Origin of the sequence: Bacillus sp. FJAT-27245, assembly GCF_001273955.1 — a bacterium.
GTDB lineage: Bacteria > Bacillota > Bacilli > Bacillales > Cytobacillaceae > Bacillus_D.
Map to the genome: position 1 here is coordinate 314,536 of NZ_LIGI01000001.1, position 25,970 is coordinate 340,505.

A 25,970-nucleotide genomic window follows, 5' to 3' on the forward strand; every position below is an offset into this window, starting at 1 on the left:
TTTATGAGAAAAGGAAGGGCAAGAATTACGAAAGTATGATATAATTTTGACGGTGTAAATAAATATATTTGTATAATAGCGAGAGTATTCTAAATAGGAAGGAAAGTGAGAATATGAGCAACGGAATTTTTAAAATCCCTACCGTTAAAAACGAGCCTGGCAATACGTATGCTCCGGGCACGAAGGAAAGGGAAACATTAAAAGCGGAATTAAAGCGCCAGTCCGAAAAGGTCGTTGAAATTCCTGTAATTATTAATGGAAAAGATGTAAAGACAGATACAGTGAAACAAGTTGTTATGCCGCATGACCACAAGCATGTTTTGGCAAACTATTCGCAAGCTGGCGAAAAGGAACTTCGCGATGCAGTCGAAGCGGCGATGGCTGCCAAAGAAGAATGGGCAAACATGCCTTGGGAACACCGCGCATCCATTTTCCTAAAAGCAGCTGATTTGATTTCCGGCCCATACCGTGATGTCATGAACGCGGCCACTATGCTCGGACAATCCAAAACAGCTTTCCAATCTGAAATTGATGCTGCGCAAGAATTAATCGACTTCCTGCGTTTTGGCGTTGAGTGTGCGAACCAGATCTACCAAATCCAGCCTGAGAGCATGAAGAATATTTGGAACCGTACGGATTACCGTCCATTGGATGGCTTTGTATTGGCGATTTCTCCATTTAACTTCACGGCGATCGGTGGAAACCTTCCGGCAGCTCCTGCAATGATGGGGAACGTAGTTGTTTGGAAGCCGGCAACAACTTCCATTCTTGCAAACTACTATTTCATGCGCATCCTTGAAGAAGCTGGATTGCCAAAAGGCGTAATCAACTTCGTGCCTTCACGCGGTACTCAGGTATCCGAGGTTGTATTGACGGACCCTCGCATGGCTGGGTTCCATTTCACTGGTTCAACAGATACGTTCAACACAATTTGGAAAACAGTCGGTGAAAATATTTCCAAGTACCAATCCTATCCTCGCCTGATTGGAGAAACTGGCGGTAAGGACTTTGTATTTGCCCACGAAACAGCACAAGCGGATAAAGTTGCCGCTGCCCTAGTCCGCGGAGCATTTGAATACCAGGGCCAAAAATGTTCGGCCGCTTCCCGCGCTTACATTCCTGCAAGCATGTGGGAAGAAGTAAAAGGAAAAATGCTTGAAGAAACTGCGAAGCTTAAAGTTGGCGATGTCCGCGACTTCAGGAACTTCATGGGCGCTGTTATCGATAAGCCTGCTTTTGACTCCATTACAAGCTATATCGACTATGCGGCCAACTCCGAAGAGGCGGAAATTATCGCGGGTGGAACGTATGATGATTCTGTCGGCTATTTCATTCAACCGACAATCATTGTGACAACCAATCCGAACTTCAAGACAATGGTCGAAGAAATTTTCGGACCAGTCCTGACAATCTATGTTTATGACAATGAAAAATTGGAAGAAACATTGGATGCAGTCAATACAGCATCGATCTATGCGTTGACGGGTGCTATATTCGCTCAGGACCGCAATGCGATTATTTACCTGGAGCGCCGTCTATCCGAGGCAGCCGGAAACTTCTACATCAATGACAAGCCAACTGGCGCGATGGTTAACCAGCAGCCATTCGGCGGTTCCCGCGGCTCCGGCACGAACGACAAGGCAGGCTCTATCTTCAACATGATTCGCTGGACCAGCCCTCGTGTTATTAAAGAAAACTTTGTACCAACAACGGATATCGCGTATCCGTTCATGGATGAAGAATAAGAATAGAATGCAGAAAAGCGGTTGAAACGAATTGTTTCAACCGCTTTTTTATTTAAAAATTGGCCTATCCCATTGTTTTTTTAATAGATACGGGGCAGTGCAAATGACACCAAGAAGGTACAGCAGCAAGGCGAAATACGCGGGTAATAAGTGAATGAAATCGGTATACCCGATAATAAAATGAGTAACAATTCCTGCTAAAAATGCCGGTAAAGCTCCGATAGAGAAAGTCCACCAAACCCAACGTTCTCCCTCGCGGATCCCCCATAGGGCAACCATCAATACAAGCAGCCCCACACTCAATAACGCGCTTCCGAAACCGGCGCGGTCATGGGCAATCACGGGTATTAACTTTTCGTTGAACGCATTTAGCATTTCCGGAGACATGCATAGATAAGTTATATCCGTCGGGACAAATACACTCGAAGCTCCAATGAAAGAGATGACGGCTCCGCCAATAGTTAAAGAAGCTCCTAATAGGATAAAGGCAAGCTGCCCAACGAGGCTCAGCTTCCAGGCACGGCTATTGTAAAGATTCATGCTTGTTGGGCTTTCCTGTGCGGACCTTGTTTTCATAATTCCCGTAATGAAAAAAGGCAATAATATAAGCCAAAACAATCCGTGCAGCCAGTCAAAATACCCATATCCGATAAATAGAAAAATCCCAAGAAATCCAATAATCCCGGCGGTGTTTACGGCTTTTCTCGCCCAATGCAGCCCGTGCCTAATACCGTGCCTCGCCAGCTGCATATAGATGATGCCGCCTGATATCATCGTCCCTGAAAGCGTCATTCGGTCATGCGCCATAAAAAATAAAATCGCCTGATTGAAATTTAGAATATCATCCCTGAATATACCAAGGAACGCTTCATCGTAAGGGAGAATCACATCCTTCATGCTGAAAAATAAGGCAATAAACCCAGCAACAGTAATGGCAAAGCCAAACAGCCAATACCAAATCCATCCCCCGAAAACGTCCCGCTGCCTTTGAAAAGTAGAGCTGTATGCTTCATTTATCCGTTTTGGCAGTCCCGGCCCGGAGAATACGTATTCCTGCCCCAAAAGGATAAGAGAAGCGCCGTTCTCCAATAATGCCACAGCATCAGCTGGTTCCTTTACTCCGCCTGAGGTGATTAGCGGCACGTCCTCACCAAGTAAGTTTCTTAAACTTTTCAGTCCATGGCGAAGCATTTCAGAAGAAGTCCCTTCAAGAAGGATTCCGTTTGGATGAAAGGTTCGAATCCGTTCGATCGTTGTTCCAAGTTCTGCTGTGCAATCCAGGATGATGGGTTTGCCTGTCCTGTCCCTAAAATGGCGAAATTGAGCAGCTGATTCGAAAAGAGTGCTAGTTAGAATGAATGCATCACCAAAAGGAAGTAGGGTATCGCAAATTTGATTTATTTCATTTAATGTTCCTTCAACCCGTATCAGAAAAGGTACTTTCTTCTTTTTCAAAGATTCGAGTTCCTTTTTTACTGTTTCTAGCTTTTGGGTCCGGCCAGTAAGTCCCTCTATTCGTTCCCTTTCGTGGTCAATCCGCAGTATTTCCCTCTGTGGTGAGCCGCTGAGTGAAACGGGGCCGATTTCGATGAAGCCAAATCCAAGGTTTTGAAAGGCCTTTAATCCTGATAACCCGGAATCCAACCTCCCGCTGAGTCCTACTGGGGCGGTGAAATGAACATTGAAAAGATTCTTCTCAAGTTCTTTTGGGGGCGCCATATGGCCAAGGAATTCAATTAATGCTTCCCCGATTGGCGTGGATGATATCATGCTCATTCCACGGTGAATAAACCCGCGGCTAAAGGCAGGCGGCAACTTCATGAGAATCGGCTTGAATATTGTATGATATGACCAATCCGGCATGGCTACTCCCCCTCTGTTTCTCTTTAAATATCGTATCATATTAGATTAATCTCAGGGGGGGCAATTGGCAGTTGTTTTGGGATTAAGAATGGTTATTTTTTTGATTGCGAAAAGAGAGGATAATAGATATCCATTAAAGGCGAATGTTTTAATTCGCCTTTTCGTGTAGTGCCGTGAATCCCTGGAAGCTGCTAGAACTGATTATTCAGGCTGTCAGCTTTCTGGGAAATTTTTTATAAGGAAGTTTAACTTACAGGTCCTTTTTTAAAAAATGATTCGCGGCCAGCTTCCAATCCTCAAAAAATAGAGGTAATAGGTTGGGGCGGCGCCTAACAGCCAGTGGATGATAGGCAACAATTGTTTTATAACCATGGACTTCATGGATTTGTCCCCTCAATGATTTTACGTCTGCTTCTGTTTTTTGAAAGAAGGATTGAACCGCAATATTGCCGAGGCAGATGATGAGTTGTGGCCGCTTTGTCTCGAGTTGCTGCTTAAGGTGGCCAAGGCAGATTTGCCGGGTACGCTCCTTATTATAGGCTCGGACAGGCTTTCTTTTTAAAACATAGGTGACGTACAAGTCGTCGGATGTTAAGCCCGCTTGATAGGCAGCTTGCTGAAGCGTTTGCCTTGTCCCGCAAATAAAAGGCTTTTCTTCTCTATCCTCCCGTGCACCGGGATTGTCCAGCAAGACGAGAATTGGCGAATTCGGATTCCCTTCACCCCAAACCATTCTCGACCCATGCTCATTGAGGCCACATTCACTGCAGTTCTTCAAACTTTCTGGGGTTGGTTCTTCCGGCCATAATGAAGGGCAAAAATCACTCAAACGATAGCCTCCTCTAACTCAATTTTTTACATTATGCCCACTTTATTGTGAAAGTCCTAACCCATAAAAATCCCCAAGACACTGATGCCCTTGAACAAGCCATTTGAATAAATAAACTAATCGGCCAAAGAATAATATTGCTTTCCTTTTACAAACATGGAAAACGGGTAAATGAATGGTTGTACACTCTTTTTGGTGGGATGCGCAATGGAACAGCACTTGAATTATATTATTGGTCATTTTGGCTATATCGGGATCATCATCGTGCTGGTAGGTGGGATTGTGGGCCTGCCCATTCCCGATGAGGTCCTTTTGACATATGTAGGTTTTTCGATTTTCCGGGAGAAGCTTTCCTATTTTCCCTCATTGGCCAGCGCCTTTGTTGGTGCTGCAGGCGGAATTAGCTTAAGCTACTTCATTGGGTATAAATTGGGGCTGCCGCTTTTACACAAGTTTGGCCCCAAAGTCCATATTACCGAGCAAAAAATTAATAATACAAAGAAGTTATTTGAAAAAATTGGCCCTGCCATCCTGGTTGTAGGTTTTTTTATACCAGGTATCCGCCATCTCTCCGCGTATATTGCAGCCATCAATAAATATCCTTTCAAAAGATTTGTTATTTTTGCATACAGCGGGGCTTTTATTTGGATTTTTGCCTTTATCACCCTTGGAAAAGTGCTGGGGAAGGATTGGGATAAAGTAAAGCTGTATGGCACTAAGTACAGTTTCTATTTGATTGGCTTGCTGCTCTTGGCGGTTGTTTTCTATATCTTATGGAATAAAAAGCGCAATAGGCAGAATTGAGAGCAGATATTTACGACTGACTTTTAAAAAAAGGTACAATGAAAGATATCTGCTATGCATTTGGGCGGTTGGTGAAGGAGGAAATGGAATTGGAATTGGGCATAAGTACGTTTGTAGAAACAACACCGGATCCGCAAACTGGCAAAGTGATCAGCCATGCCGAACGGCTGAGCGAAGTGGTTGAGGAAATTATCCTTGCCGATCAGGTGGGGCTTGATGTTTTCGGGGTGGGAGAGCATCACCGGGAGGATTTCGCCGCTTCATCACCGGCAGTTTTGCTGGCGGCTGCAGCGACTCAGACAAAGAGAATACGGCTCACAAGCGCGGTTACTGTGCTTTCATCGGATGACCCAGTGCGGGTTTTCCAGGACTTTGCAACGCTCGATGGCCTCTCGAACGGCCGGGCGGAAATCATGGCGGGAAGAGGGTCGTTCATCGAGTCGTTTCCGCTCTTTGGCTATGATTTGAAGGATTATGATGAGTTGTTTGAGGAGAAGCTGGACTTGCTGTTGGCGCTGCAAAAGTCCGAGAAAGTGACCTGGAGCGGGAAGCACAGGCCAGCGATTCAAAATATCGGGATTTATCCCCGTCCGGTCCAGGATCCATTGCCGATCTGGATTGGAAGCGGAGGCAATCAGGAATCCGTCGTCCGCGCCGGTTTGCTCGGATTGCCACTTGTCCTTGCCATTATCGGGGGAAGCCCGCTTCACTTTGCTCCTTTAGTACAGCTATACTGGAAAGCTGCCGAGCATGCGGGACATGACCTTTCAACGCTAAAAGTGGCGTCCCATTCCCACGGCTTTGTGGCGGAGGATACCGATTCGGCGGCGGATAAGTTTTTCCCGTCAACCGAGCGGGTTATGAACAAGCTGGGGCGGGAGCGCGGCTGGGGGCCATACTCCCGGAGGGCATTCGACTCTGCGCGGACTCTGGAAGGAGCTCTTTATGTCGGGGACCCGGCTACAGTCGCGGAAAAGATTATCTTTTTACGAAAAAATGTCGGGATAACCCGGTTCATGCTTCATTGCCCGCTTGGGTCAATGCCGCATGAAGATGTCATGAGAGCGATTGAACTGTTTGGTACTGAAGTGGCGCCGCGGGTCAGGGAAGAAGTCGCCCGCTGGGAAGCTTCGCACTAATTTTTCAATGGGTAAAAGTGACAGGTTCCCTTTTTGGAATCTAAAGACCAATTCGCTGAAAATGAACGGGTAAACCGGTCAATAGGAGTGTCCTAAAGACCGATTCGATGAAAATGAATGGGTCAATCGGTCAATAGAAGTGTCCTAAAGACCGATTCGAAAAGGATGAACGGGTAAACCTGTCAATAGAAAGGCTCTAAAGACCGATCCACTTAAAATGAACGGCTAAATCGGTCGATAGAAAGGCTCTAAGGAAGTGTTCAATGATAAATCACTCTTAAATCTGTCATTATAAAAAAATCACCCCTGCTCCAGCTAAAAGCGGCGGAGCAGGGGTGATTTTTCATGTTCAAATACCTAGGATACTATTTTTGCCTCGGCTGGAGCGGCTGTTTTTCGCTCATGCGGGACAACGAGATTAAGAATGAGCACCGCGATGGCGCCAACGGCTGTACCGGAGGACAGGATGTAATTTGCAAAGTCCGGCACACTGTACAGGATTTCTTTTGGAAGGACCATGGTGCCGACCGTTAGAAGGATTGGTACCCCGATGACAATCATATTCCGGTCATCAATTTCGACATGCTGGATGACTTTGAGCCCATTCATGACAATGGCTACACACACGACCCCGAATATTCCCTGGATAACAGGCTGGGGAACACATGTGATGACCGCCGATAGTTTTGGGACGAGCCCTAATGCCACTAGAGTAATTCCAGCGGCGATAATCGCCATTCTGCTCGCAACTCCGGTAATGGCAATTATGCCGGCGTTGGAGGAATACCCTGTCATTGGCGTGCCTCCGAAAAGGGAGCCGACGAAGCAGCCAAGGCCTTCGCCAAGGGAAGCCCTGTTCAATCGCTTTTCATTCAATTCACTGCCTGTAACCGTTGAAACAACAAACCAGGTGCCGGTTGTCTCAATAAGGATAATCATATAAATAAAAACCATCGTCAGGATTGCCTGCAAATCAAAAATTGGTTTACCGAATGGGAAAAAGCTTGGGAACGAAATCCAGGCTGCATTTTTAACGGAAGAGAAATCGATATTGCCAAAAAACGATGCTGTGATGGTTCCGGCTATAATCGCCAGGATGACGGACACGAGGCGGAAAAACGTCCCATACCCTTTCGCTTTTCGCCCAAGAAGAATGCAGGTGACGAGAACCGCGGCGGATACAAATGCAATCAAAACATTGTGGCCGACATTGCCGGGCGAAGTATAGATGCTGTTAAAAGCGGCCGGCATTAAGGAAATGCCTACGATTACAATGACCGTTCCGCCGACAAGAGGAGGAATTATTTTTTGCACGGCTTTCGCAAACCACTTTAATGGATACCCGAGTACTGCAATGATTAATGCACCTGGCAGCAGACTGCCGAAAACGGCACCCATTCCAAGCTTCCCGCCAATTGCTGCCAAAGCGCCGATTGGCACATAGGATGGGCCTTGGACGACCGGAAGGCGCAATCCCCCGATTGTCTGAATCAATGTCGCCAGTCCGGCGGCAAGAAAACACATTTGAATAAAAAAGGTTGTGTTCATTGAATCGAGTGAAAGCAATCCTGCGATAATAATTGGCGCGATATACAGGTCCATTGCGAGGACATGCTGCATACCAAGCAAGAAAGCCTTCTTCCAACTGATTTTTTCATCAATCCCTACTGCAATGTTCGTGTTTTGCCCATTTTGGTTCACTTTACAAAACTCCTTTGCTTTTCATTTATTTTAATTTGTTAGAACGATAGAGGATTGATTCCATGTGTTTCAATTTGTTGGAATTTTAGTAAGTCATTTACTAATACAAGGCTGTCATCATAATTTTTTTATGTTTCTTAAAATTTTTACTATGGGTATATTGGAAATATAGTTGAATTATAAATAAGGATTAAAGAGATGTAAACCCTTAAAAACGTATATTTTTGTTTTTTAAAATATAAATGTTCGTATTTTGTATTGACGAAAGAAAAAATCCTCCATACAATAAACCTATTCAGAAATGAACCAATGAAGGGATGGGACATATGATTGTGGAGGATAACGTTTTACGCAGCGACTGGATTGTTGCGTGTAAAATAGAGGATGTAAAAGAGAAGCCGCTTCAGGTCATGATTATGGGGGAGAGAGTGGTTCTTTTCCGGAATGATGAAGGAATCCATGCCTTTAAGGATCTTTGTATTCACCGAGGCGCCGCTTTGTCGCTTGGCTGCGTCAAGGACGGGAATCTCGTTTGCCCTTACCACGGCTGGGAATTTAACTCCGATGGTGATTGTACAAAAATCCCGCAGCTCCCTGAGGGCAGGTCAATTCCATTAAAGGCCAAAGCCATTAAATATGGATGCAGGGAAGCCTATGGATTTGTATGGATCAATTTTAACAACAACGATCCTGAACTGTTTTCCTATCCTCAATATGGCGATCAAAGCTATCGAAATATCCTTTGGGGCCCTCAGATGGTTCAGGCAAAACCTCCAAGGGTAGTGGAGAATTTTCTTGATGTCGGCCATCTTGCGTTCATACATGGGGGATACCTGGGGGTACAGGAGCATCCTGTTATTGGCGATTATGAAGTGCACACAGAAGGGGACCGTATTTACACTGATGAGATTGCGATCTTCCAACCTGATCCGGATGGGTCCGGAGTGGCAAAGGATGTTTTTTATACGTATGAAGTCCTCCGCCCGCTGACGGTCCTGTTCACTAAAAGGGATCCGGAAACTGACAACAAGATGACGATTTTGCTGACCATCCTCCCAGTTGATGAAAGCCGGTCCATAGCTTATGGAATCATGTCGTTCAACTATGAAACAGGAACAACCGATCAGGAAATCATAGAATTCCAGGACATGATTTTTGCCCAGGACAAGCCGATTGTCGAGAATCAGAAACCGGAAGACCTCCCGCTTGATCTGCAGGTAGAGCTATCATTGAAATCCGACCGGATGAGCATCGCCTACAGGCAGTATTTAAAGAAAATGGGAGTCAAACTGGGGACGGATTAATTATAATCATAATAGGTGCCAGGTACTCATAAGGAACAAAAAAACAATCTAATTGGGTACTTGGATCTTTTGCTCATTAATCATAACGAGGTCCAAAGGTTCTGAAAAATATTTCCCAACAGGTTTTGTGCGAAAAACAAAAAATAAAGCAAATGTCCCATAGGAAATCCAGTGGGGCATTTTTCTTTACCGGTGATTCCGTGTTTTTTTGTTTTTTCATAAATAAACATCTCTTTTTGCCTGGTAAAATGGTCGCGTAAATGAAGGGCTTCCAATTCTTGTAGGCCTTAGGCTGGATGGACAGATCAAAACATGTTTGGATAGGCTATAAGTAAGTTGTAAGCCCTTACATACGTCTTTTTGAGCAGGAGCTCGGAATAGGAGGAATCATGAGGAAAAAACCAGTGGCAATTGCCCTGTCAGCATTTCTCTGTACAGGGGCGCTCCTTCCTTTATCTGCCCTAGGAAACCAGTCCCCAGGCAAATCCACTGAACAAGGGGAAGAAAATGCCGGTTCCTATAAGGCACACCCCATTTTTACCTGGGACAAGCCTGGACCACTGTCACCTGTCCTGCACAAAGGTTCGATTAGAGGTGCGGGAATGGTCCAAGAGCCATTGGACAACATTGATGGACTTATGAACCAATTCATATCTGAACAGGCTATGCCTGGTGCGGTTACGCTTGTCGCACGGAGCGGCCATATTGTTAAGCATGATGCCTATGGATATGCCTTTAGATTTGAGGATGATCAATTTACCGAGGATGAAAACCCAATTAAAACGCGGGAAGATACGATTTTCGATCTTGCTTCGATCAGCAAAATTTTTACGACAACAGCGGCAATGGTTCTTTATGACCGTGGGCGCTTCGGGCTCGATGACAGGGTTGCGGATTATATCCCTGAATTTGCGGCGAATGAAAAAGGAAATGTGACCATCCGGCAGCTGATGACCCATACGTCCGGGCTTGCAGCGTGGATTCCCCTGTACACAACAGGCGACAGCCGTGAAGAAAGAATCAATCTTGTGTTGAACCAGCCGTTAAGCAATTCACCCGGCAGCACGTATACATACAGTGATTTGAACATGATTACACTCGGGGTTTTGATTGAACGGCTTTCAGGTAAGCGCCAGGATGAATTTGTCAAAGAGTATCTTACAGACCCTTTGAAAATGAAGGATACAATGTACAACCCGCCCGGCAGCCTGAAGGAAAGGATTGCGGCAACCGAGTATCAGCCGTGGACGAACAGGGGGATAGTGTGGGGCGAAGTGCATGATGAAAACGCGTGGTCTTTGGATGGTGTTGCGGGGCATGCAGGCGTATTTTCCACCGCTGAAGACCTGGCGAAATTGGCCCATATGTATTTGAATGACGGACGCTACGGGGACAAGCAAATCCTGAGGCCGGAAACAGTCAGGATGCTTGTTGAAAACCAGATTCCCGAATTTCCAGGGAATGACCATGGCCTCGGCTGGGAGATTGCCCAGGGCTGGTTCATGGATGCCCTGGCGGATGAGTCCGCGCTTGGCCATACAGGCTACACGGGGACCTCAATCGTTGTTAATAGGGAAAATAACACCATTGCGATTTTGCTAACAAATAGGGTCCATCCAACCCGGAATACCGTAACGACCAATACGGCAAGGCGGGCCTTTGCCAGGCAGGTTGCGGATGCCATTCCAGTTTCAATCCCGGATGGACAGGCGTGGTTTGCAGGGTACGGGGACAGAAGCGAGCGTACGTTAACAGCGTCGGTTGATGTGGAACAGCCAGCGAGTATTTCTTTTTCAACTTGGCACAGGATTGAAAAGGATTCGGATTATGGCTATCTTGAATGGTCCATGGACGGATTGAACTGGACGAAGCTAAAGAAATTTACAGGCAAAAGCGATGGCTGGGTGGCTGTTGAAGCAAGCCTTCCGGAGGTCGCAAAATTCGTCCGCTTTAGATATGCAACCGACAGCACAGTGAACGGCCGGGGATGGTATGTCGATAACATTAAACTGGAAGACGCTGGCGGACATACAGTTGATCCAAGCTTTAAAAGTGAAGGCTGGGAACAACGAAGCTACTAGCATGCAGTAATGAATGAAATTTTTAAACAGAGGTGATTGTTTTGAAAAGATGGCTAACAGCAGTTGCAACTGTAATCCTGATCCTGTCTACCTTAACCGTGGCGTTGGCAAACCACGACAAAGGAAAGGGGAAAAGCCAGGACCATAAGAAATTCATGGTTGGTGCCGAGGTGCTGCTGAAGGAGCATAAGGATTTAATAAAAGGCAAGAGGGTCGGCCTGATCACCAATCCGACAGGGGTCGACCAAAACCTGGACAGTATTGTTGATTTACTGTTTAATGACCCGGATGTGAAGCTGACGGCATTGTACGGACCGGAGCATGGCGTCAGGGGAAGCGCCCAGGCCGGTCAGTATGTGGAATACTATATCGATGAAAAAACGAACCTTCCAGTTTACAGCCTGTACGGAAAAACGAGGAAGCCGATTCCGGAAATGCTCGATGATGTCGATGTCCTCCTGTTTGATATCCAGGATGTGGGAACGAGATTCTATACGTATATCTATACAATGGCTTATGCAATGGAAGCAGCTAAGGAAAATAACATTCCGTTCATCGTCCTTGATCGCCCGAACCCGCTCGGAGGAATAAAGGTTGAGGGGCCAGTCCTTGATGCATCGAAGTATACTTCCTTTGTCGGGAACTATCCGATTCCGCTTAGGCATGGGATGACGGTTGGCGAGCTTGCGATGCTTTTTAATAAGGAATTCAATATCGGGGCGGATTTGACGGTCGTTGAAATGAACGGCTGGAAGCGCAACATGTACTTCGATGATACGCCGCTTGAATTTGTGATGCCATCCCCGAACATGCCGACATTGGAAACGGCATTGGTTTACCCGGGAGCGGCCTTGATTGAAGGGACAAATGTATCGGAAGGGCGGGGGACGACAAAACCGTTCGAGCTGATTGGAGCGCCGTTTATTAACGCGGATGACCTGGCTGCACAATTGAACACATTGAAGCTGCCGGGGGTAAAATTCAGGGCCGCATCGTTCATTCCGACATTCTCGAAACATTCCGGGATTCTCTCCCACGGGATCCAAATCCATATCACGGACCGGAACTCGTTCAAACCGGTCGAAACAGGACTCCATATTGTGAAAACAATCCATGATTCGTATCCAAATGACTTCCAGTTCCGGGCTCCGGACAGCAAAGGCATCTCATTCTTCGATTTGTTGATCGGAAACGGCTGGGTAAGGGAAGCGATTGAAAACGGGAAATCTGTTGAAGAAATGAAGGCTCAGTGGGAAGGCGGGCTAGAGGAATTCAAGCAGGTTAGGGAGAAGTATTTGATGTATTGATTTTTGGTAGAATCGCCGTTCCGGCTGGGGCGGCGGTTTTTTTCGCCCATTATAAGCTGTGTTTGCCGCATCGTTGACAATCGTTTCCGGATTGATTCCGGAGCTAAGTAACTTCCGCATAGCAAAAGCCGTTTCTTGGGATAGTAAAAAGAAAACATGAAGGAGGCGCAGAAATGGAAAAGGACATTAAGCAGGAGAACAGGAAGCCGGATAAATCGAAGGCTGGCATGATCCACGTCGGGTATCGTTTTACAAATGAAAAGGACGAAAATGCCCAGCAGGACGGCTTTCGCTATGATTATGACGACTCGTCCGATTTAAATTAACCTGGTCGGAGAAATAGGCTGCCAACATGGAACGCAAATAGGCGTCTATTCATAAAAGAAAGGGTATAATGAATCAACTGACCAATGAAATAAGGCAATGAGGAAAGGGGATTTCATGGCTAACAAAATAGGCTGGAATTTTATCAACAGTTATAGTAGGCTTCCGAAGCCATTTTATACGATGCTGGATCCGGATCCGGTCAGGGCTCCAAAATTGGCAGTGCTGAATAGGCCGTTCGCGAAAGAGCTTGGGCTTGATGCGGAGGCGTTGTCTGCGGAGGATGGCGTTGCGGCTTTGGCTGGCAACAGGGTACCCGAAGGCGCTGCGCCATTGGCCCAGGCCTACGCCGGCCATCAGTTCGGCCACTTTGCAATGCTCGGGGACGGGAGGGCTATCCTACTTGGAGAACACATCAGCCCAGATGGAAGAAGGGTTGATATTCAACTGAAGGGGCCAGGCAGGACGCCTTATTCGCGTGGGGGCGACGGACGCGCGGCACTTGGCCCGATGCTCAGGGAATACATCATCAGTGAAGCGATGCATGCGCTTGGGATCCCGACTACCCGGAGCCTGGCGGTTGTAGAAACGGGTGAACCTGTTTACCGCGAAACTGAGCTGCCCGGCGCAATCCTCACCCGTGTGGCTGCAAGCCATATCCGAGTCGGGACATTCCAATTTGCAGCCGGGAGGGGCGAAATTGATGATCTTCGGGCTCTTGCCGACTATACGATTGAGCGGCATTATCCGGAGATTGAGTCAGGAGAGAATAAGTATTTGTCGCTCCTTAAGGAAGTCATAAAGCGCCAGGCCCGGCTGATTTCCAAGTGGCAGCTGGTTGGCTTTATCCACGGAGTCATGAATACCGACAATATGACGATTAGCGGCGAAACGATTGATTATGGGCCATGCGCCTTCATGGATACGTACGACCCGGCGACCGTATTCAGCTCTATCGACAGGGAGGGCCGTTACGCTTATGGCAACCAGCCGTATATCGGGGCATGGAACCTCGCCCGTTTTGCCGAAACGCTATTGCCGCTTCTACATGATGACGAGGAGGAGGCTCTTAAAATTGCCAATGAGGCCATCTCTGGTTTTCCGAAGCAGTTTCAAAAGTATTGGCTGGACGGAATGAGGGAAAAGCTCGGGTTGACGAATGAGGAGACGGGGGATGAAACACTCGTAGGCGATCTTCTCAATTTAATGGAAAAATACCGTGCTGATTATACAAATACGTTCCGCGCTTTAACGTTTGATAGACTGGAGGACCTCGTCTTTTATGGAAAAGATGAGTTTGCAAAATGGCATTCGCGCTGGCAGGAGCGCCTTGGCAGGCAAAAGGATTTAAAGGAAGATTCCCGTGAGTTGATGAGGAGAAGCAATCCAGCCGTCATCCCGCGGAACCATCGGGTGGAAGAGGCGCTCGATGCGGCGGTAAAGAAAGGGGATTACAGCGTTATGGAAAAGCTGCTGGCAGCGTTGTCGGAACCATACGCCCACTCCCCAGGGCAGGAAGAGTACTGCAAACCGCCTGAACCAACCGGCCAGCCTTACAGGACTTTTTGCGGGACATAATAGGAAAAGGCGAACGGYTTCAACGGCTGTTCGTCCTTTTTGTTGAGCTCCAGCGATTTTCAAAACCGAGCTTTTTATCTTTATATTCCTTCTTTGCCTTTTTGGTATATTGGGTCGTCGTATATATGAACGCGCCAGAACAGCAAGTGTCCAATACAAATAAGTACTTTTTTCAGTATGGGATGTAAAGGCTCTAAAACCAGCATTCATTCCAATAATCATGAAAAACAGTGACAAAAAATAATAAAAGCGGACACGCCAGCTAAACATGTACAAGCCCAGCGCCCACCATTTCTTCCGTTTCCCCATGCCGTTCCCCTCTTTTGTTTTTTTCTTATTATATGGATGAAAAACCAGCCTTCCAATTAAATGGATTTTGAACATGGCAGATAGCTAGTTGCCTTTTTTCACATGGTAGGATAGATTTACAGAATATATAGTCAAAGAAATGCTTTTTTTGAATGTAAGGGCTGGGGGGATTGGATGGAAGCGCTGGTTCATGGGATTGTATTGGCCTTTGGGTTGATTTTGCCGTTGGGGGTACAGAACGTATTTGTCTTTAATCAGGGGGCAACCCATAAAAAGTTCTCGGGGGCCGTTCCGGTAATTTTAACGGCAGGAATATGTGACACATTATTAATTTCCTTGGCGGTTGCGGGTGTATCGGTAATTGTCTTCAATTTCGAGTGGATTCGAAACTTGCTTTTTATAGTAGGGTTTTTGTTCCTCGCCTACATGGGCTGGTCAATTTGGAAATCCACTGGCGAGGGAGTCAGGAACGATCAGCAGGCATCCTTTTCCGCCAAGCGGCAGGTCATGTTTGCCGCATCTGTATCGTTGCTTAATCCGCATGCGATTATGGACACGATTGGGGTCATAGGAACAGCCTCCCTCGTTTATGCTGGATCGGACAAGTGGCTGTTCACTCTTGCTTGTATAACTGTATCCTGGATTTGGTTTTTTTCGTTGGCTGTTGCTGGCAGGAGGATTGGGCAGTTTGACCGGAAAGGAACCTTCCTCAAACGCCTTAACCAGGTTTCCGCGCTCATTGTCTGGGGGATGGCACTTTATATGGGGTATCAAATTCTCTCTTTCTTTTAAAACAGTAGACTAACATTAGTATTTATCAATTCGCCTTTTCCTTCTGGAGAAGGCTTTTTACGTTAATTTTCCGATTCCCTGTTTATGCTAACTCGCTAATTTTTGTAAAAAATAGAAAGAATATTGAATTTTTGCCCCCCTCATGTATAATTGTTGCGAATGTATCGTAGAGATTTGTCGAAAATCGACATGATTTGTTGGAAATAAAGAATCCATCCTGTTTTATAAACAATAAAATGCCCGGAAAAGGAGGCTACAAATGAATAGCTCTGTCATTATTCAATTTAACAATGTAACAAAGCAATATGACCAGGACCGTCCCGTACTGGATAATGTAAGCTTTGAAATCGAACGTGGAAAGTTTTATACCCTGCTGGGGCCATCGGGTTGCGGAAAGACGACCATTTTGAGGCTGATTGCCGGCTTTACGGAGGCAACCTCTGGTGATATTTATTTTACCGGGAGGAGAATTAACAGCCTCCCTGCGAATAAACGCCAGGTGAACACCGTTTTTCAGGATTATGCGCTGTTCCCTCATTTGAATGTGTTTGAAAATGTCGCGTTTGGACTCCGGATCAAGAAAATGAAGGAAGCCGAAATTAAAGCGAAGGTAAAAGAAGCACTTCAGTTTGTAAACCTTGTTGGCTATGAAAATAGGGAAATTACAGAAATGTCGGGCGGCCAGCGCCAGCGTGTCGCAATCGCCAGGGCAATCGTAAACGAGCCGGAGGTCATCCTGCTTGATGAGCCGCTATCCGCGCTGGACCTAAAGCTGCGTACAGAGATGCAATATGAATTGCGCGAGCTTCAGCGAAGGCTTGGTATCACGTTCATTTTCGTCACGCATGACCAGGAAGAAGCGCTTGCGATGTCTGACGAGATTTTTGTCATCAATGAAGGAAAGATTCAGCAAAGCGGCAGCCCAACCGATATTTATGACGAGCCGATCAACCGGTTCGTAGCCGACTTCATTGGGGAATCGAATATTGTTGATGGGACAATGGTCCGCGATTATCTTGTTCAGTTTACGGGCAAGCAGTTCGAGTGCGTCGACCAGGGGTTGAATCCGAATGAGCCGGTTGAAATTGTCATCCGCCCGGAGGATTTGGAAATCACTTCATTGGAAAAGGGGAAACTGCAGGTGCAGGTCGATTCCCAGCTTTTCCGCGGGGTCCATTACGAACTGAGCTGCTATGACAAGGCGGGGAACGAATGGCTTGTCCATTCAACGAAAAAAGCGGCCGTGGGTGACCAGATCGGCCTGTATTTTGAGCCGGAAGCAATACATGTTATGCGTCTGGGTGAAACGGAAGAAGAGTTTGACCGGCGGTTAGAGGCCTATAAGGACGGAGACGGCGAATGAACCGGAACCTTACCCGCCAGTTATACATGATTCCCTATACGCTCTGGATGGTTTTCTTTGTTATTGTGCCTATTTTATTGGTAGTCTATTATTCTTTCTTGAATATTGACGGCCATTTTTCGCTGGAGAATTATCAAAAATTCTTTACGCCTGTTTATTTGAAGATGGTACTCAGCTCTTTTTGGTATGCGTTCCTAATTACGCTGTTTTCCTTGCTTGTCGCCTATCCAACGGCGATGCTGCTGACAAGAACAAGGCACAAGCAGCTGTGGCTTTTGCTTATCATTGTTCCGTCATGGATTAATTTGCTGCTTAAGGCTTACGCGTTCCTGGGAATATTCGGGACGTACGGGGCGGCGAACCAATTCCTTGAGGCGATTGGGATTGGGACGAAGCAAATCCTGTTTACCGATTTCAGCTTTATTTTTGTTTCGGTCTATATTTTTATCCCGTTTATGATTTTGCCAATTTTCAACTCGCTCAATGAATTGAACCCGGCGCTCATAGATGCCGCCAACGACCTTGGCGCATCCAGGTGGACAACCTTCAGCCGTGTTATTTTCCCGCTTACGATTGAAGGGGTAAAATCGGGCTGCCAGGTTGTCTTCATTCCAGCCTTGTCACTGTTCATGCTGACGAGATTGATTGCCGGCAACAGGGTGATTACGCTTGGGACAGCAATTGAACAGAACTTCCTTGTCACCCAGGACTGGGGCATGGGTTCGACAATTGCGGTGTTTTTAATTATTGCGATGTTTGCCATTATGGCCATGACGGGCATCAGAAAGCGGGGTGTTTCACGTGGATAAAAGATTATCCCCACTCTCCAGGCTGTTTTTGGTCCTGATTTTCTTTATTTTGTATTCACCTATCTTCTTCCTGATCTTTTATTCTTTTAACAGCGGGGGGAAGATGTTTGGCTTTGAAAGCTTTACCCTGGATTGGTATAAGGAATTATTCAGTGATACCCGCCTGTTGATCATTGTCCTGAATACACTTGTTGTGGCCCTGCTTTCGGCTCTTATTGCCACGATTATCGGTGTTGTAGGTGCGCTCGGAATCCACTCGATGAGGAAGCGGTCGACGAAAAACGCAATATTGTCGCTCAATAATGTGCTGATAGTGAGTCCGGACGTCATCATCGGGGCATCGTTCCTGATTTTATTTACCGTCTCCGGGTATAAACTTGGATTTTACTCGGTATTGCTATCCCATATTGCGTTCAGCGTGCCGATTGTCGTCCTGATGGTGCTCCCGAAATTGACAGAGATGAGCCCGACTTTGGTCGATGTCGCGAGGGACCTTGGCGCAAACAGCTGGGATGTGTTGACAAAGGTAATTTTGCCGTATTTGTCGCCTGGAATCTTGGCCGGGTTCTTCATGGCCCTCACCTATTCGCTTGATGATTTCGCGGTTACGTTCTTTGTAACAGGGAATGGGTTCAGTACGCTCTCGGTTGAAATTTACTCATTGGCGCGCCGGGGTGTTTCCTTGAATATAAACGCCTTGTCGACGCTTCTGTTCCTGTTTACGGTCATTCTTGTCGTGGTCTACTACTTTATTACACAACGCCAAAAGCCGGCTGGAATGGGGGTGCGTAAATGAAGCAGCTAATGCGTTTATTTATTTCCATCGTACTCGCTTCGGCCCTTTTGCTCGGGATTATTTCAAAACTGAATGCAACAAAAGGGTATTCAGGCGGCAACACATTGACGATTTACAACTGGGGAGATTACATTGACCCTGATTTAATTAAACGTTTTGAAAAAGAAACGGGCATCAGCGTTGTTTACGAAACATTCGATTCAAATGAAGCGATGATGACAAAGATCAAGCAGGGCGGCACAGCCTATGATATAGCCGTTCCATCTGAATACATGATTGATAAGATGCGCGAGGAGGATTTGCTGATTCCTCTCGATCATTCGAAACTGCCGAATTTGAAAAATATCGACCAGCGCTTCATGGATTTGGCATTCGATCCAGAAAACAAGTATTCCGTTCCTTATTTTTGGGGGACGGTTGGGATTGTCTATAATCCACAATTGCTCGGAGGCAAAGAAATTACGAGCTGGAACGACCTTTGGGACCCGGATTTGAAAAATGAAATTCTCCTTGTTGATGGCGCACGTGAAGTGATTGGCATGGGATTGAACAGCCTTGGCTACTCGCTGAATGATACAAATAAAAAGCACCTCCGCCAGGCAAAGGCAAAGCTGGATGAATTGACGCCAAATATTAAGGCTATTGTCGGCGACGAAATCAAGATGCTGCTCGCGAATGAAGAAGCGTCAATCGGACTTGTTTGGTCGGGAGACGCCGCGGACATTATGGGTGAAAACGAGGACCTTGATTATGTCGTACCGAGTGAAGGTTCAAACCTCTGGTTCGATAATATGGTCATTCCCAAAACAGCGAAAAACACGGAAGCGGCCCATAAGTTTATTAACTTTATGCTTGATCCGAAAATCGCCGCCCAAAATACAGAGTGGGTCTGCTATTCGACCCCTAACAAGGAAGCCCTTCAGTTTATGCCGGAGGAAATGACATCCGACGAACGCTTCTATCCACCTGAAGAACTGACGAAAAAGCTTGAGGTATATGAAAACCTCGGGCAGCGTAACCTTGCTTATTACAACCAGCTGTTCCTTGAATTCAAAATGCACAGGAAATAGATTGAAGGCACCCTAATCCGGTGCCTTTTCCTGTTTAGGAAATACGAACAATTTAAATCTTGCTTCACAGTGTTCCACGGGAGTAAATTCAAAAATACGGTTCCATTTTTACTAGACAGAAAATGTAACAGGATTTATACTTAAGTACGCTAATATTTAAGTGACCTAACTAATTGCGGGGTGATGAAGTTGGCTGAAATGGATAGCGAGATTGCCCAGAAGCTGATTAATACATTTATGCAGTTTCGCAGGAGCGGCTGGCATGAGAAAAAGATAGCCGGGTTCAATCCAAGCGAGTTTAAAATAATGGCGGTGATTAAGCAGGGAATGAAGGAAACCGGCGGGGGAATGAAGGTTTCCGAGATAAGCCAAAGGCTGCATGTGACTCCGCCAACCGTAACGCAGCTTATCAATGCTCTTGAAAAGGATGGTCTGGTAGAGCGGACAATCGACCCGAATGACCGACGTTCCGTGATTGTTAAGCTGACAGCCAAGGGCGTTGAGGTCACCGGGAAAGCCAGGAAAGCGTTCAGGGAAACCTTTTTGGGCCTGATTGATTATCTTGGCGAAGAAGACAGCGATAAGCTTGCCGAGCTGCTCTCCAAGGTGAATGAGTATTACCTAAACCTAAACCGCAAGTGAGAAAGAAGGAACAAATATATGAAAAAACTAAGCAGGTTCTTAAAACCATTCGCCTTTTCTGTGGGAATCGTACTCATCCTTGTGTTTCTCCAATCCTTATCGGACCTTTATCTTCCTACATTAATGGCGGATATCGTCGACCATGGTGTTGTAAAAGGTGATTCGGCGTATATTTGGAAAATTGGCGGATTCATGCTGCTTGTTGCCGCTGGTGGAATGGTTTGTTCTGTGGGGGCAAGTTATTTTTCCGCAAAAATTGCCTCCGGATTCGGAAAGTCGCTCAGAAGCAGGGTGTTTTCACATGTGTCCGGGTTTTCGCTCCATGAATTTGACCAAATCGGCACGTCGTCGCTGATTACGAGGACGACAAACGATATTACCCAGGTCCAGCAAGTGCTGGTCATGATGCTAAGAATGATGATCATGGCACCGATGATGTGCATTGGCGGAATCATCATGGCGGTTTCCAAGGATGCGAAGCTGACTCTTGTTTTGGCGGTTTCATTGCCAATCCTTGTTTTGGCAATTGCCATTCTTGCAAAAAAAGGAATGCCACTTTTCAAGGCGATGCAGGTCAAGCTCGACAGCCTGAACCGTGTCTTGAGGGAAAACCTGACGGGAATCCGCGTCATCCGCTCTTTTAACAGGATTGAACACGAGAAAAAACGCTTCGACATCGCCAATCTGGACTTGACGGAAACAGCCATAAAGGTAAATAAGATTATGGCCTTGCTTATGCCGTTAATGATGATTTTCCTAAACCTGACGACCGTGGCGATCATTTGGTTCGGAAGCATCCGGATCAGCAACGGGCACATGCAGGTAGGTGATTTGATGGCGTTCATCCAGTACGCGATGCAAATTATGTTTTCCCTGATTATGGTATCGATGATGTTTGTGATGATTCCGCGTGCTTCTGTTTCTGCGGGTAGGATTAACGAGGTACTCGAGCTGACAGCGGATATCAGCGACCCGGTCAACGCAAGGAAGCCGGCGGTGGAGAAAGGGATTGTTGAGTTCAGGGAAGTGAGCTTCCGTTATCCGGGCGCGGAAATCCCAGCCCTGTCCGATATCAGTTTTACGATGAAGCCTGGGGAAACTACCGCGGTTATCGGCGGTACAGGGTCCGGGAAATCGACACTCGTTAATTTGATCCCAAGATTCTACGACATAGAGAGCGGCAGCATCCTTGTCGATGGGGTTGATATAAGGGAAATGAAGCAGGAAGATTTGCGTGGAAAAATTGGTTTCGTGCCGCAGCAGGCAGTATTATTTTCCGGAACGATTGCGGACAATATCCGTTTTGGAAAAGAAGGCGCCACACCAGGGGAGATTCGCCATGCCGCAGAAGTTGCCCAGGCGAAGGAATTCATTGAAGCTATGCCTGAGGGGTATGAATCTGTCATCTCCCAGGGAGGGACAAATGTTTCCGGAGGCCAGAAGCAGCGGTTGTCGATTGCCAGGGCGCTTGTCAGGAAGCCGGATATATATATTTTTGACGACAGCTTTTCCGCCCTTGATTTTAAAACAGATGCGAAGCTCCGTGAAGCACTGAAAGATGAAACTGCCGATGCAACGATACTGATTGTCGCCCAGCGTGTCAGCACGATTATGGATGCCGATCAGATTATTGTCCTTGATGAAGGGACAATATCAGGAATAGGCACACATAAAGAATTGTTGGAAAATAATAAAGTTTACCGGGAAATCGTCATGTCCCAGCTTTCCGAGGAGGAGATTGCCTGATGAGTAAGGATACTGAAAACAACAGCCGCAGGCAGGGTCCCCGCGGAGGCGGATTTGGTCCGCCTGGAATGGGCATGCCCGTCCAGAAAGCAAAAGACTTTAAAGGTACGTTGAAAAGGCTTATCGGCTATTTAAAGCCTTATAAATTGAAGCTTCTCGCTGTGTTGGCCACAGCGATTATCAGTACAATTTTCGCAATCGTCAGCCCGAAAATCATGGGGAAGGCAACGACAAAGCTATTCGAGGGCCTGATGATGAAGATGAATCGTGTCCCTGGAGCGGAAATCGATTTTGATTATATCGGGCAAATTATCCTAATCCTTATCGGCCTTTACGTCTTAAGCGCTGCCTTCTCTTATTTAATGCAGTATATGATGGCGGGTGTAGCGCAGAAAACGGTTTATAACTTGAGGAAGGAAGTCGAGGAAAAGCTTAACCGGCTGCCGTTAAAATATTTCGACTCAAGGGCGCACGGTGAAATCCTCAGCAGGGCTGTCAACGATGTCGATAATATCAGCAACACGCTTCAGCAAAGCTTGACCCAGCTGATTACTTCGGTCGTGACAATCATTGGAGTTATTATCATGATGCTGTCAATCAGCCCGCTTATGACGCTGATTGTTATTGTGACGCTACCGTTAAGCGTTGTTGCGATAGCAAAAATCGCGAAGAAGTCGCAAAAGCATTTCATGGGCCAGCAGAAATCTTTGGGGACACTGAATGGCCACGTTGAAGAAATGTATACTGGCCACAAAATCAGCAAGGTATTTGGCCATGAACAAAAATCACTGGAGAAGTTCGAGGAAATGAATGAAGAACTTTACCAATCCGCCTGGAAAGCGCAGTTCATTTCCGGGATGATCATGCCAATCATGATGTTCATCAACAATATTGGTTATGTCCTGGTCTCCGCGGTCGGAGGCATCCTGGTCATGAAAAAGGCGATTGAAATCGGCGATATCCAGGCGTTCATCCAGTATGCGCGGCAGTTTTCCCAACCAGTCGCCCAAACAGCGCAAATCGCGAATATCATTCAATCCACAATTGCCAGTGCGGAGCGGGTCTTCGAGATTCTCGATGAAACCGAGGAAGTTCCTGAAGCAGAGATGGCAAGGAAAATATCCGAAGTGAAGGGGGATGTCTCCTTCAATCATGTTTCATTCGGCTATAAAGAGAACGAAATTTTAATAGTGATATGAATATCCATGTCAGGCCGGGCCAAAAGGTGGCCATTGTCGGTCCGACTGGTGCAGGTAAAACGACACTAATTAATTTGCTGATGCGCTTCTATGAGGTGAATTCCGGAGAAATCCTTATCGATGGGGTTAACATTGCCAGCATGAAACGAAGCGATCTTCGTAGTTTGTTCGGAATGGTCCTTCAGGATACATGGCTGTTCAATAGCACAATCCGTGAAAATATTGCTTACGGCAAAGAAGGTGCTTCGGAAACGGAAATCGTCGCGGCTGCGAAGGCGGCCAATGCCGACCATTTTATCAGGACCCTTCCTGATGGATATGACACAATCCTGAACGAAGAAGCATCGAATATTTCACAAGGGCAAAAGCAGCTTCTGACTATTGCCCGGGCAGTTCTCGCTGATCCGGCCATCCTCATTCTTGATGAAGCGACAAGCAGTGTCGATACCCGGACTGAGGTGCAAATCCAGAATGCGATGGACCGGCTGATGGAGGGACGCACCAGCTTTGTCATTGCCCACAGGCTTTCAACAATCCGTGATGCGGATAGGATCCTCGTCATGAACCACGGGAAAGTCATAGAGCAGGGGTCCCATGAGGACCTGCTTGAAAAAGGCGGGTTTTATGCGGACCTGTACAACAGCCAGTTTACGGGAAAAGCGAAAAATGCCGGCTAGTATTAAAGGCGACATTTGTTTTTTCATAACGAAAATACTTTCAATACTTTAATTATAGTAGCAGTCCCACACTAAATGGCAGCTGACCAATCCCAGGCAGCTGCCTTTTACTATTAAACGGAATGGCAGAATACGAACAGGCACCACCCTAAAAATCTTGTTCCACAGTGTTCCACAGAGGGTTATTTTAAACCGAATGAACGCTCTCCCCCTTTTTTATGTCCCTCTAATTGGTAATTTTGTGAACTTGATTTGTGCTATTGTCCAAGCGGATTTTTAGTGTTATAATCTGATAGTGTGATAACATGGTAACGTACTAAAGCGTTTTTAACTAAAATAAATTTAACAAAAAGGATGGTCAACTTATGAAACGTCTAGCGATGATTGCATTTCTTGTCTCAGCGTTGTTTATGGTTCTTACAGCATGTTCCGGCAGCTCCACTTCAGGAAAAGGGAACGGCGATACGCTCGTAATCGGAATTGATGATAAATTTGCGCCGATGGGCTTCCGTGATGAAAACAACAAACTTGTCGGTTTTGATATTGATTATGCGAAAGCAGCTGCAAAGGAAATGGGCATGAAGGCGAAATTCCAGCCAATCGACTGGAAAACAAAGGAGTCCGAGCTAAGCAGCGGACGGATTGACTTGATTTGGAACGGTTACACTATTACGGATGATCGAAAGAAAAAGGTTCTTTTCACAAAGCCATATCTTGAAAATGCCCAGGTAGTCGTTACTCTTGCCAATTCAAACATCAAAACACTTGCTGACCTGGAAGGAAAAGTCGTCGGACTGCAATCCCTGTCTTCTGCATCCGATGCACTTGATGCCAATCCCGTGAAATCAAAGATTAAAAAAGTGACCGAGTTCGCCGATAATGTCATGGCGCTTAACGACCTGAAGAGCGGCCGGCTCGATGCAGTCGTTATTGATGAAGTCGTCATCAATTACTACATGACGAAACAGGAAGGTACATTCAAGATTCTTGATGAAAGCCTTGCGCCGGAACAATACGGAATTGGCGTGAAAAAAGGGAATGAAGAGCTTCGCGACAAGCTTCAGAAAGCCCTTGATAAGATGAATGAAGACGGCACCGCCGCTGAAGTTTCGAAAAAATGGTTTGGGGAAGATAAGGTGTTAAAATAATTAGCTGAATAAAGGACAGAACAGGATTTCCAAGTGGAACCCTGTTTTGTTTTCGCTTTTAATTACGGAGGAATTCCTATGTCTCTTGATTATATTATTTCCATCAGCGGGCCGATGCTAGAAGGCGCGAAAATGACAATCCTGCTGTTTTTCATCGCCATCATCGCATCCATCCCGCTCGGATTTTTGCTTACACTTGCAGTGAAAAGCAGCTTCAAGCCGCTATCCTGGTTTGCCCAGGGATATATTTATATCATGCGCGGCACACCGCTGTTGCTTCAGCTCCTTTTCATTTGCTTCGGTTTGCCGATGATTCCCGTAATCGGGGAGTATCTTGTGCTCGACCGGTTCGTTGCCGCTTCGCTCGGATTTGTGCTGAACTATGCGGCTTATTTTGCCGAAATCTTCCGCGGCGGCCTGCTTGCTATTGATAAAGGCCAGTATGAAGCGTCACAAGTGCTTGGCTTGAGCAAATGGCAGACGACTATCCGGGTTATCCTCCCGCAGATGTTCAGGATTGCCCTTCCGGCTGTTGCGAACGAATCTGTCACACTCGTGAAAGATACGGCACTGCTTTACGCGGTAGCGGTACCGGAGCTGCTCCATTTTGCCCAGACCGCGGTTAACAGGGACTTTACCATTGTCCCATTCTTCGTAGCCGGGGTGATTTACCTAGCCATGACACTCGTCTTGACTGTATTTTTTAAATGGATTGAACGAAACTTTAAATTTGAATAGAAAGGG

The 25,970-nt window shown here is 46.4% G+C and carries 20 protein-coding genes and 1 pseudogene; 18 read left to right on the forward strand and 3 right to left on the reverse strand.

The genetic code is table 11. The features are described 5' to 3' along the window. Window positions 1–113: 113 nt before the first annotated feature. Entirely contained in the window at window positions 114–1,745 is a 1,632-nt protein-coding gene (gene pruA / locus ADU24_RS01505) for an L-glutamate gamma-semialdehyde dehydrogenase (RefSeq protein ID WP_053364978.1), read from the forward strand. Between the two features lie 48 nt (window positions 1,746–1,793). Here pruA and ADU24_RS01510 read toward each other — a convergent pair whose 3' ends face one another. Both ADU24_RS01510 and ADU24_RS01515 read right to left on the reverse strand, forming a co-directional pair. Continuing rightward, complete coding sequence (locus ADU24_RS01510; protein ID WP_053364979.1) at window positions 1,794–3,608, reverse strand: dihydroorotate dehydrogenase; 1,815 nt, start codon at window positions 3,606–3,608, stop codon at window positions 1,794–1,796. A 250-nt stretch (window positions 3,609–3,858) separates the two neighbouring features. Further along, on the reverse strand, window positions 3,859–4,437 hold the full coding sequence (locus tag ADU24_RS01515; protein WP_053364980.1) for a uracil-DNA glycosylase: 579 nt from the start codon (window positions 4,435–4,437) through the stop codon (window positions 3,859–3,861). A 207-nt stretch (window positions 4,438–4,644) separates the two neighbouring features. Here ADU24_RS01515 and ADU24_RS01520 point away from each other — a divergent pair, with 207 nt between their 5' ends. Continuing rightward, window positions 4,645–5,241: a DedA family protein gene (locus tag ADU24_RS01520; RefSeq protein WP_053364981.1), complete on the forward strand. Its 597-nt coding sequence runs from the start codon at window positions 4,645–4,647 to the stop codon at window positions 5,239–5,241. An 89-nt stretch (window positions 5,242–5,330) separates the two neighbouring features. Continuing rightward, a complete protein-coding gene (locus tag ADU24_RS01525; protein WP_053364982.1) occupies window positions 5,331–6,380 on the forward strand; it encodes an LLM class flavin-dependent oxidoreductase in 1,050 nt (349 codons plus the stop codon). A 357-nt stretch (window positions 6,381–6,737) separates the two neighbouring features. On the opposite strand, the gene ADU24_RS01530 is transcribed toward ADU24_RS01525, so the two are convergent. Continuing rightward, on the reverse strand, window positions 6,738–8,081 hold the full coding sequence (locus ADU24_RS01530) for a uracil-xanthine permease family protein (RefSeq protein WP_053364983.1): 1,344 nt from the start codon (window positions 8,079–8,081) through the stop codon (window positions 6,738–6,740). Window positions 8,082–8,407: 326 nt separating this feature from the next. Between ADU24_RS01530 and ADU24_RS01535 the strand changes: the two genes are divergently transcribed. The 15 genes and pseudogenes from ADU24_RS01535 to ADU24_RS01600 all read left to right on the forward strand — a co-directional run bounded on the left by ADU24_RS01535 (window position 8,408) and on the right by ADU24_RS01600 (window position 25,964). Next, window positions 8,408–9,385 carry an aromatic ring-hydroxylating oxygenase subunit alpha gene (locus ADU24_RS01535; protein ID WP_053364984.1) on the forward strand — a complete coding sequence of 326 codons (978 nt, stop codon included), beginning with the start codon at window positions 8,408–8,410 and terminating at the stop codon, window positions 9,383–9,385. A 389-nt stretch (window positions 9,386–9,774) separates the two neighbouring features. Continuing rightward, window positions 9,775–11,466: a serine hydrolase domain-containing protein gene (locus ADU24_RS01540; protein ID WP_053364985.1), complete on the forward strand. Its 1,692-nt coding sequence runs from the start codon at window positions 9,775–9,777 to the stop codon at window positions 11,464–11,466. 41 nt (window positions 11,467–11,507) lie between these two features. Beyond that, on the forward strand, window positions 11,508–12,773 hold the full coding sequence (locus ADU24_RS01545) for an exo-beta-N-acetylmuramidase NamZ family protein (RefSeq protein ID WP_053364986.1): 1,266 nt from the start codon (window positions 11,508–11,510) through the stop codon (window positions 12,771–12,773). A 173-nt stretch (window positions 12,774–12,946) separates the two neighbouring features. Beyond that, complete coding sequence (locus ADU24_RS22860) at window positions 12,947–13,099, forward strand: hypothetical protein (RefSeq protein WP_156324485.1); 153 nt, start codon at window positions 12,947–12,949, stop codon at window positions 13,097–13,099. 115 nt (window positions 13,100–13,214) lie between these two features. Continuing rightward, complete coding sequence (locus tag ADU24_RS01550; RefSeq protein WP_231689543.1) at window positions 13,215–14,675, forward strand: protein adenylyltransferase SelO; 1,461 nt, start codon at window positions 13,215–13,217, stop codon at window positions 14,673–14,675. Between the two features lie 483 nt (window positions 14,676–15,158). After that, entirely contained in the window at window positions 15,159–15,776 is a 618-nt protein-coding gene (locus ADU24_RS01555) for a LysE/ArgO family amino acid transporter (RefSeq protein WP_053364988.1), read from the forward strand. A 259-nt stretch (window positions 15,777–16,035) separates the two neighbouring features. Further along, window positions 16,036–17,139, forward strand: coding sequence for an ABC transporter ATP-binding protein (locus tag ADU24_RS01560; protein ID WP_053364989.1), 1,104 nt, complete (start codon window positions 16,036–16,038; stop codon window positions 17,137–17,139). After that, a complete protein-coding gene (locus tag ADU24_RS01565) occupies window positions 17,136–17,948 on the forward strand; it encodes an ABC transporter permease (protein ID WP_053364990.1) in 813 nt (270 codons plus the stop codon). The genes ADU24_RS01560 and ADU24_RS01565 overlap by 4 nt, the downstream gene beginning before the upstream one ends. After that, window positions 17,941–18,744, forward strand: coding sequence for an ABC transporter permease (locus ADU24_RS01570; RefSeq protein WP_053364991.1), 804 nt, complete (start codon window positions 17,941–17,943; stop codon window positions 18,742–18,744). The genes ADU24_RS01565 and ADU24_RS01570 overlap by 8 nt, the downstream gene beginning before the upstream one ends. Beyond that, window positions 18,741–19,814 (forward strand): ABC transporter substrate-binding protein, encoded by a 1,074-nt coding sequence (locus ADU24_RS01575; RefSeq protein ID WP_053364992.1) that lies wholly within the window; start codon window positions 18,741–18,743, stop codon window positions 19,812–19,814. The genes ADU24_RS01570 and ADU24_RS01575 overlap by 4 nt, the downstream gene beginning before the upstream one ends. A gap of 198 nt (window positions 19,815–20,012) precedes the next feature. Continuing rightward, window positions 20,013–20,456 (forward strand): MarR family winged helix-turn-helix transcriptional regulator, encoded by a 444-nt coding sequence (locus tag ADU24_RS01580; RefSeq protein WP_053368722.1) that lies wholly within the window; start codon window positions 20,013–20,015, stop codon window positions 20,454–20,456. 18 nt (window positions 20,457–20,474) lie between these two features. Continuing rightward, a complete protein-coding gene (locus ADU24_RS01585) occupies window positions 20,475–22,202 on the forward strand; it encodes an ABC transporter ATP-binding protein (RefSeq protein ID WP_053364993.1) in 1,728 nt (575 codons plus the stop codon). Next, window positions 22,202–24,078 (forward strand): annotated as a pseudogene (locus tag ADU24_RS01590) (ABC transporter ATP-binding protein). Before ADU24_RS01585 ends, ADU24_RS01590 begins: the two are co-directional and overlap by 1 nt. Before the next feature lie 365 nt (window positions 24,079–24,443). Further along, complete coding sequence (locus ADU24_RS01595; protein ID WP_053364994.1) at window positions 24,444–25,226, forward strand: amino acid ABC transporter substrate-binding protein; 783 nt, start codon at window positions 24,444–24,446, stop codon at window positions 25,224–25,226. 78 nt (window positions 25,227–25,304) lie between these two features. Further along, complete coding sequence (locus ADU24_RS01600) at window positions 25,305–25,964, forward strand: amino acid ABC transporter permease (RefSeq protein WP_053364995.1); 660 nt, start codon at window positions 25,305–25,307, stop codon at window positions 25,962–25,964. Window positions 25,965–25,970 lie beyond the last annotated feature (6 nt).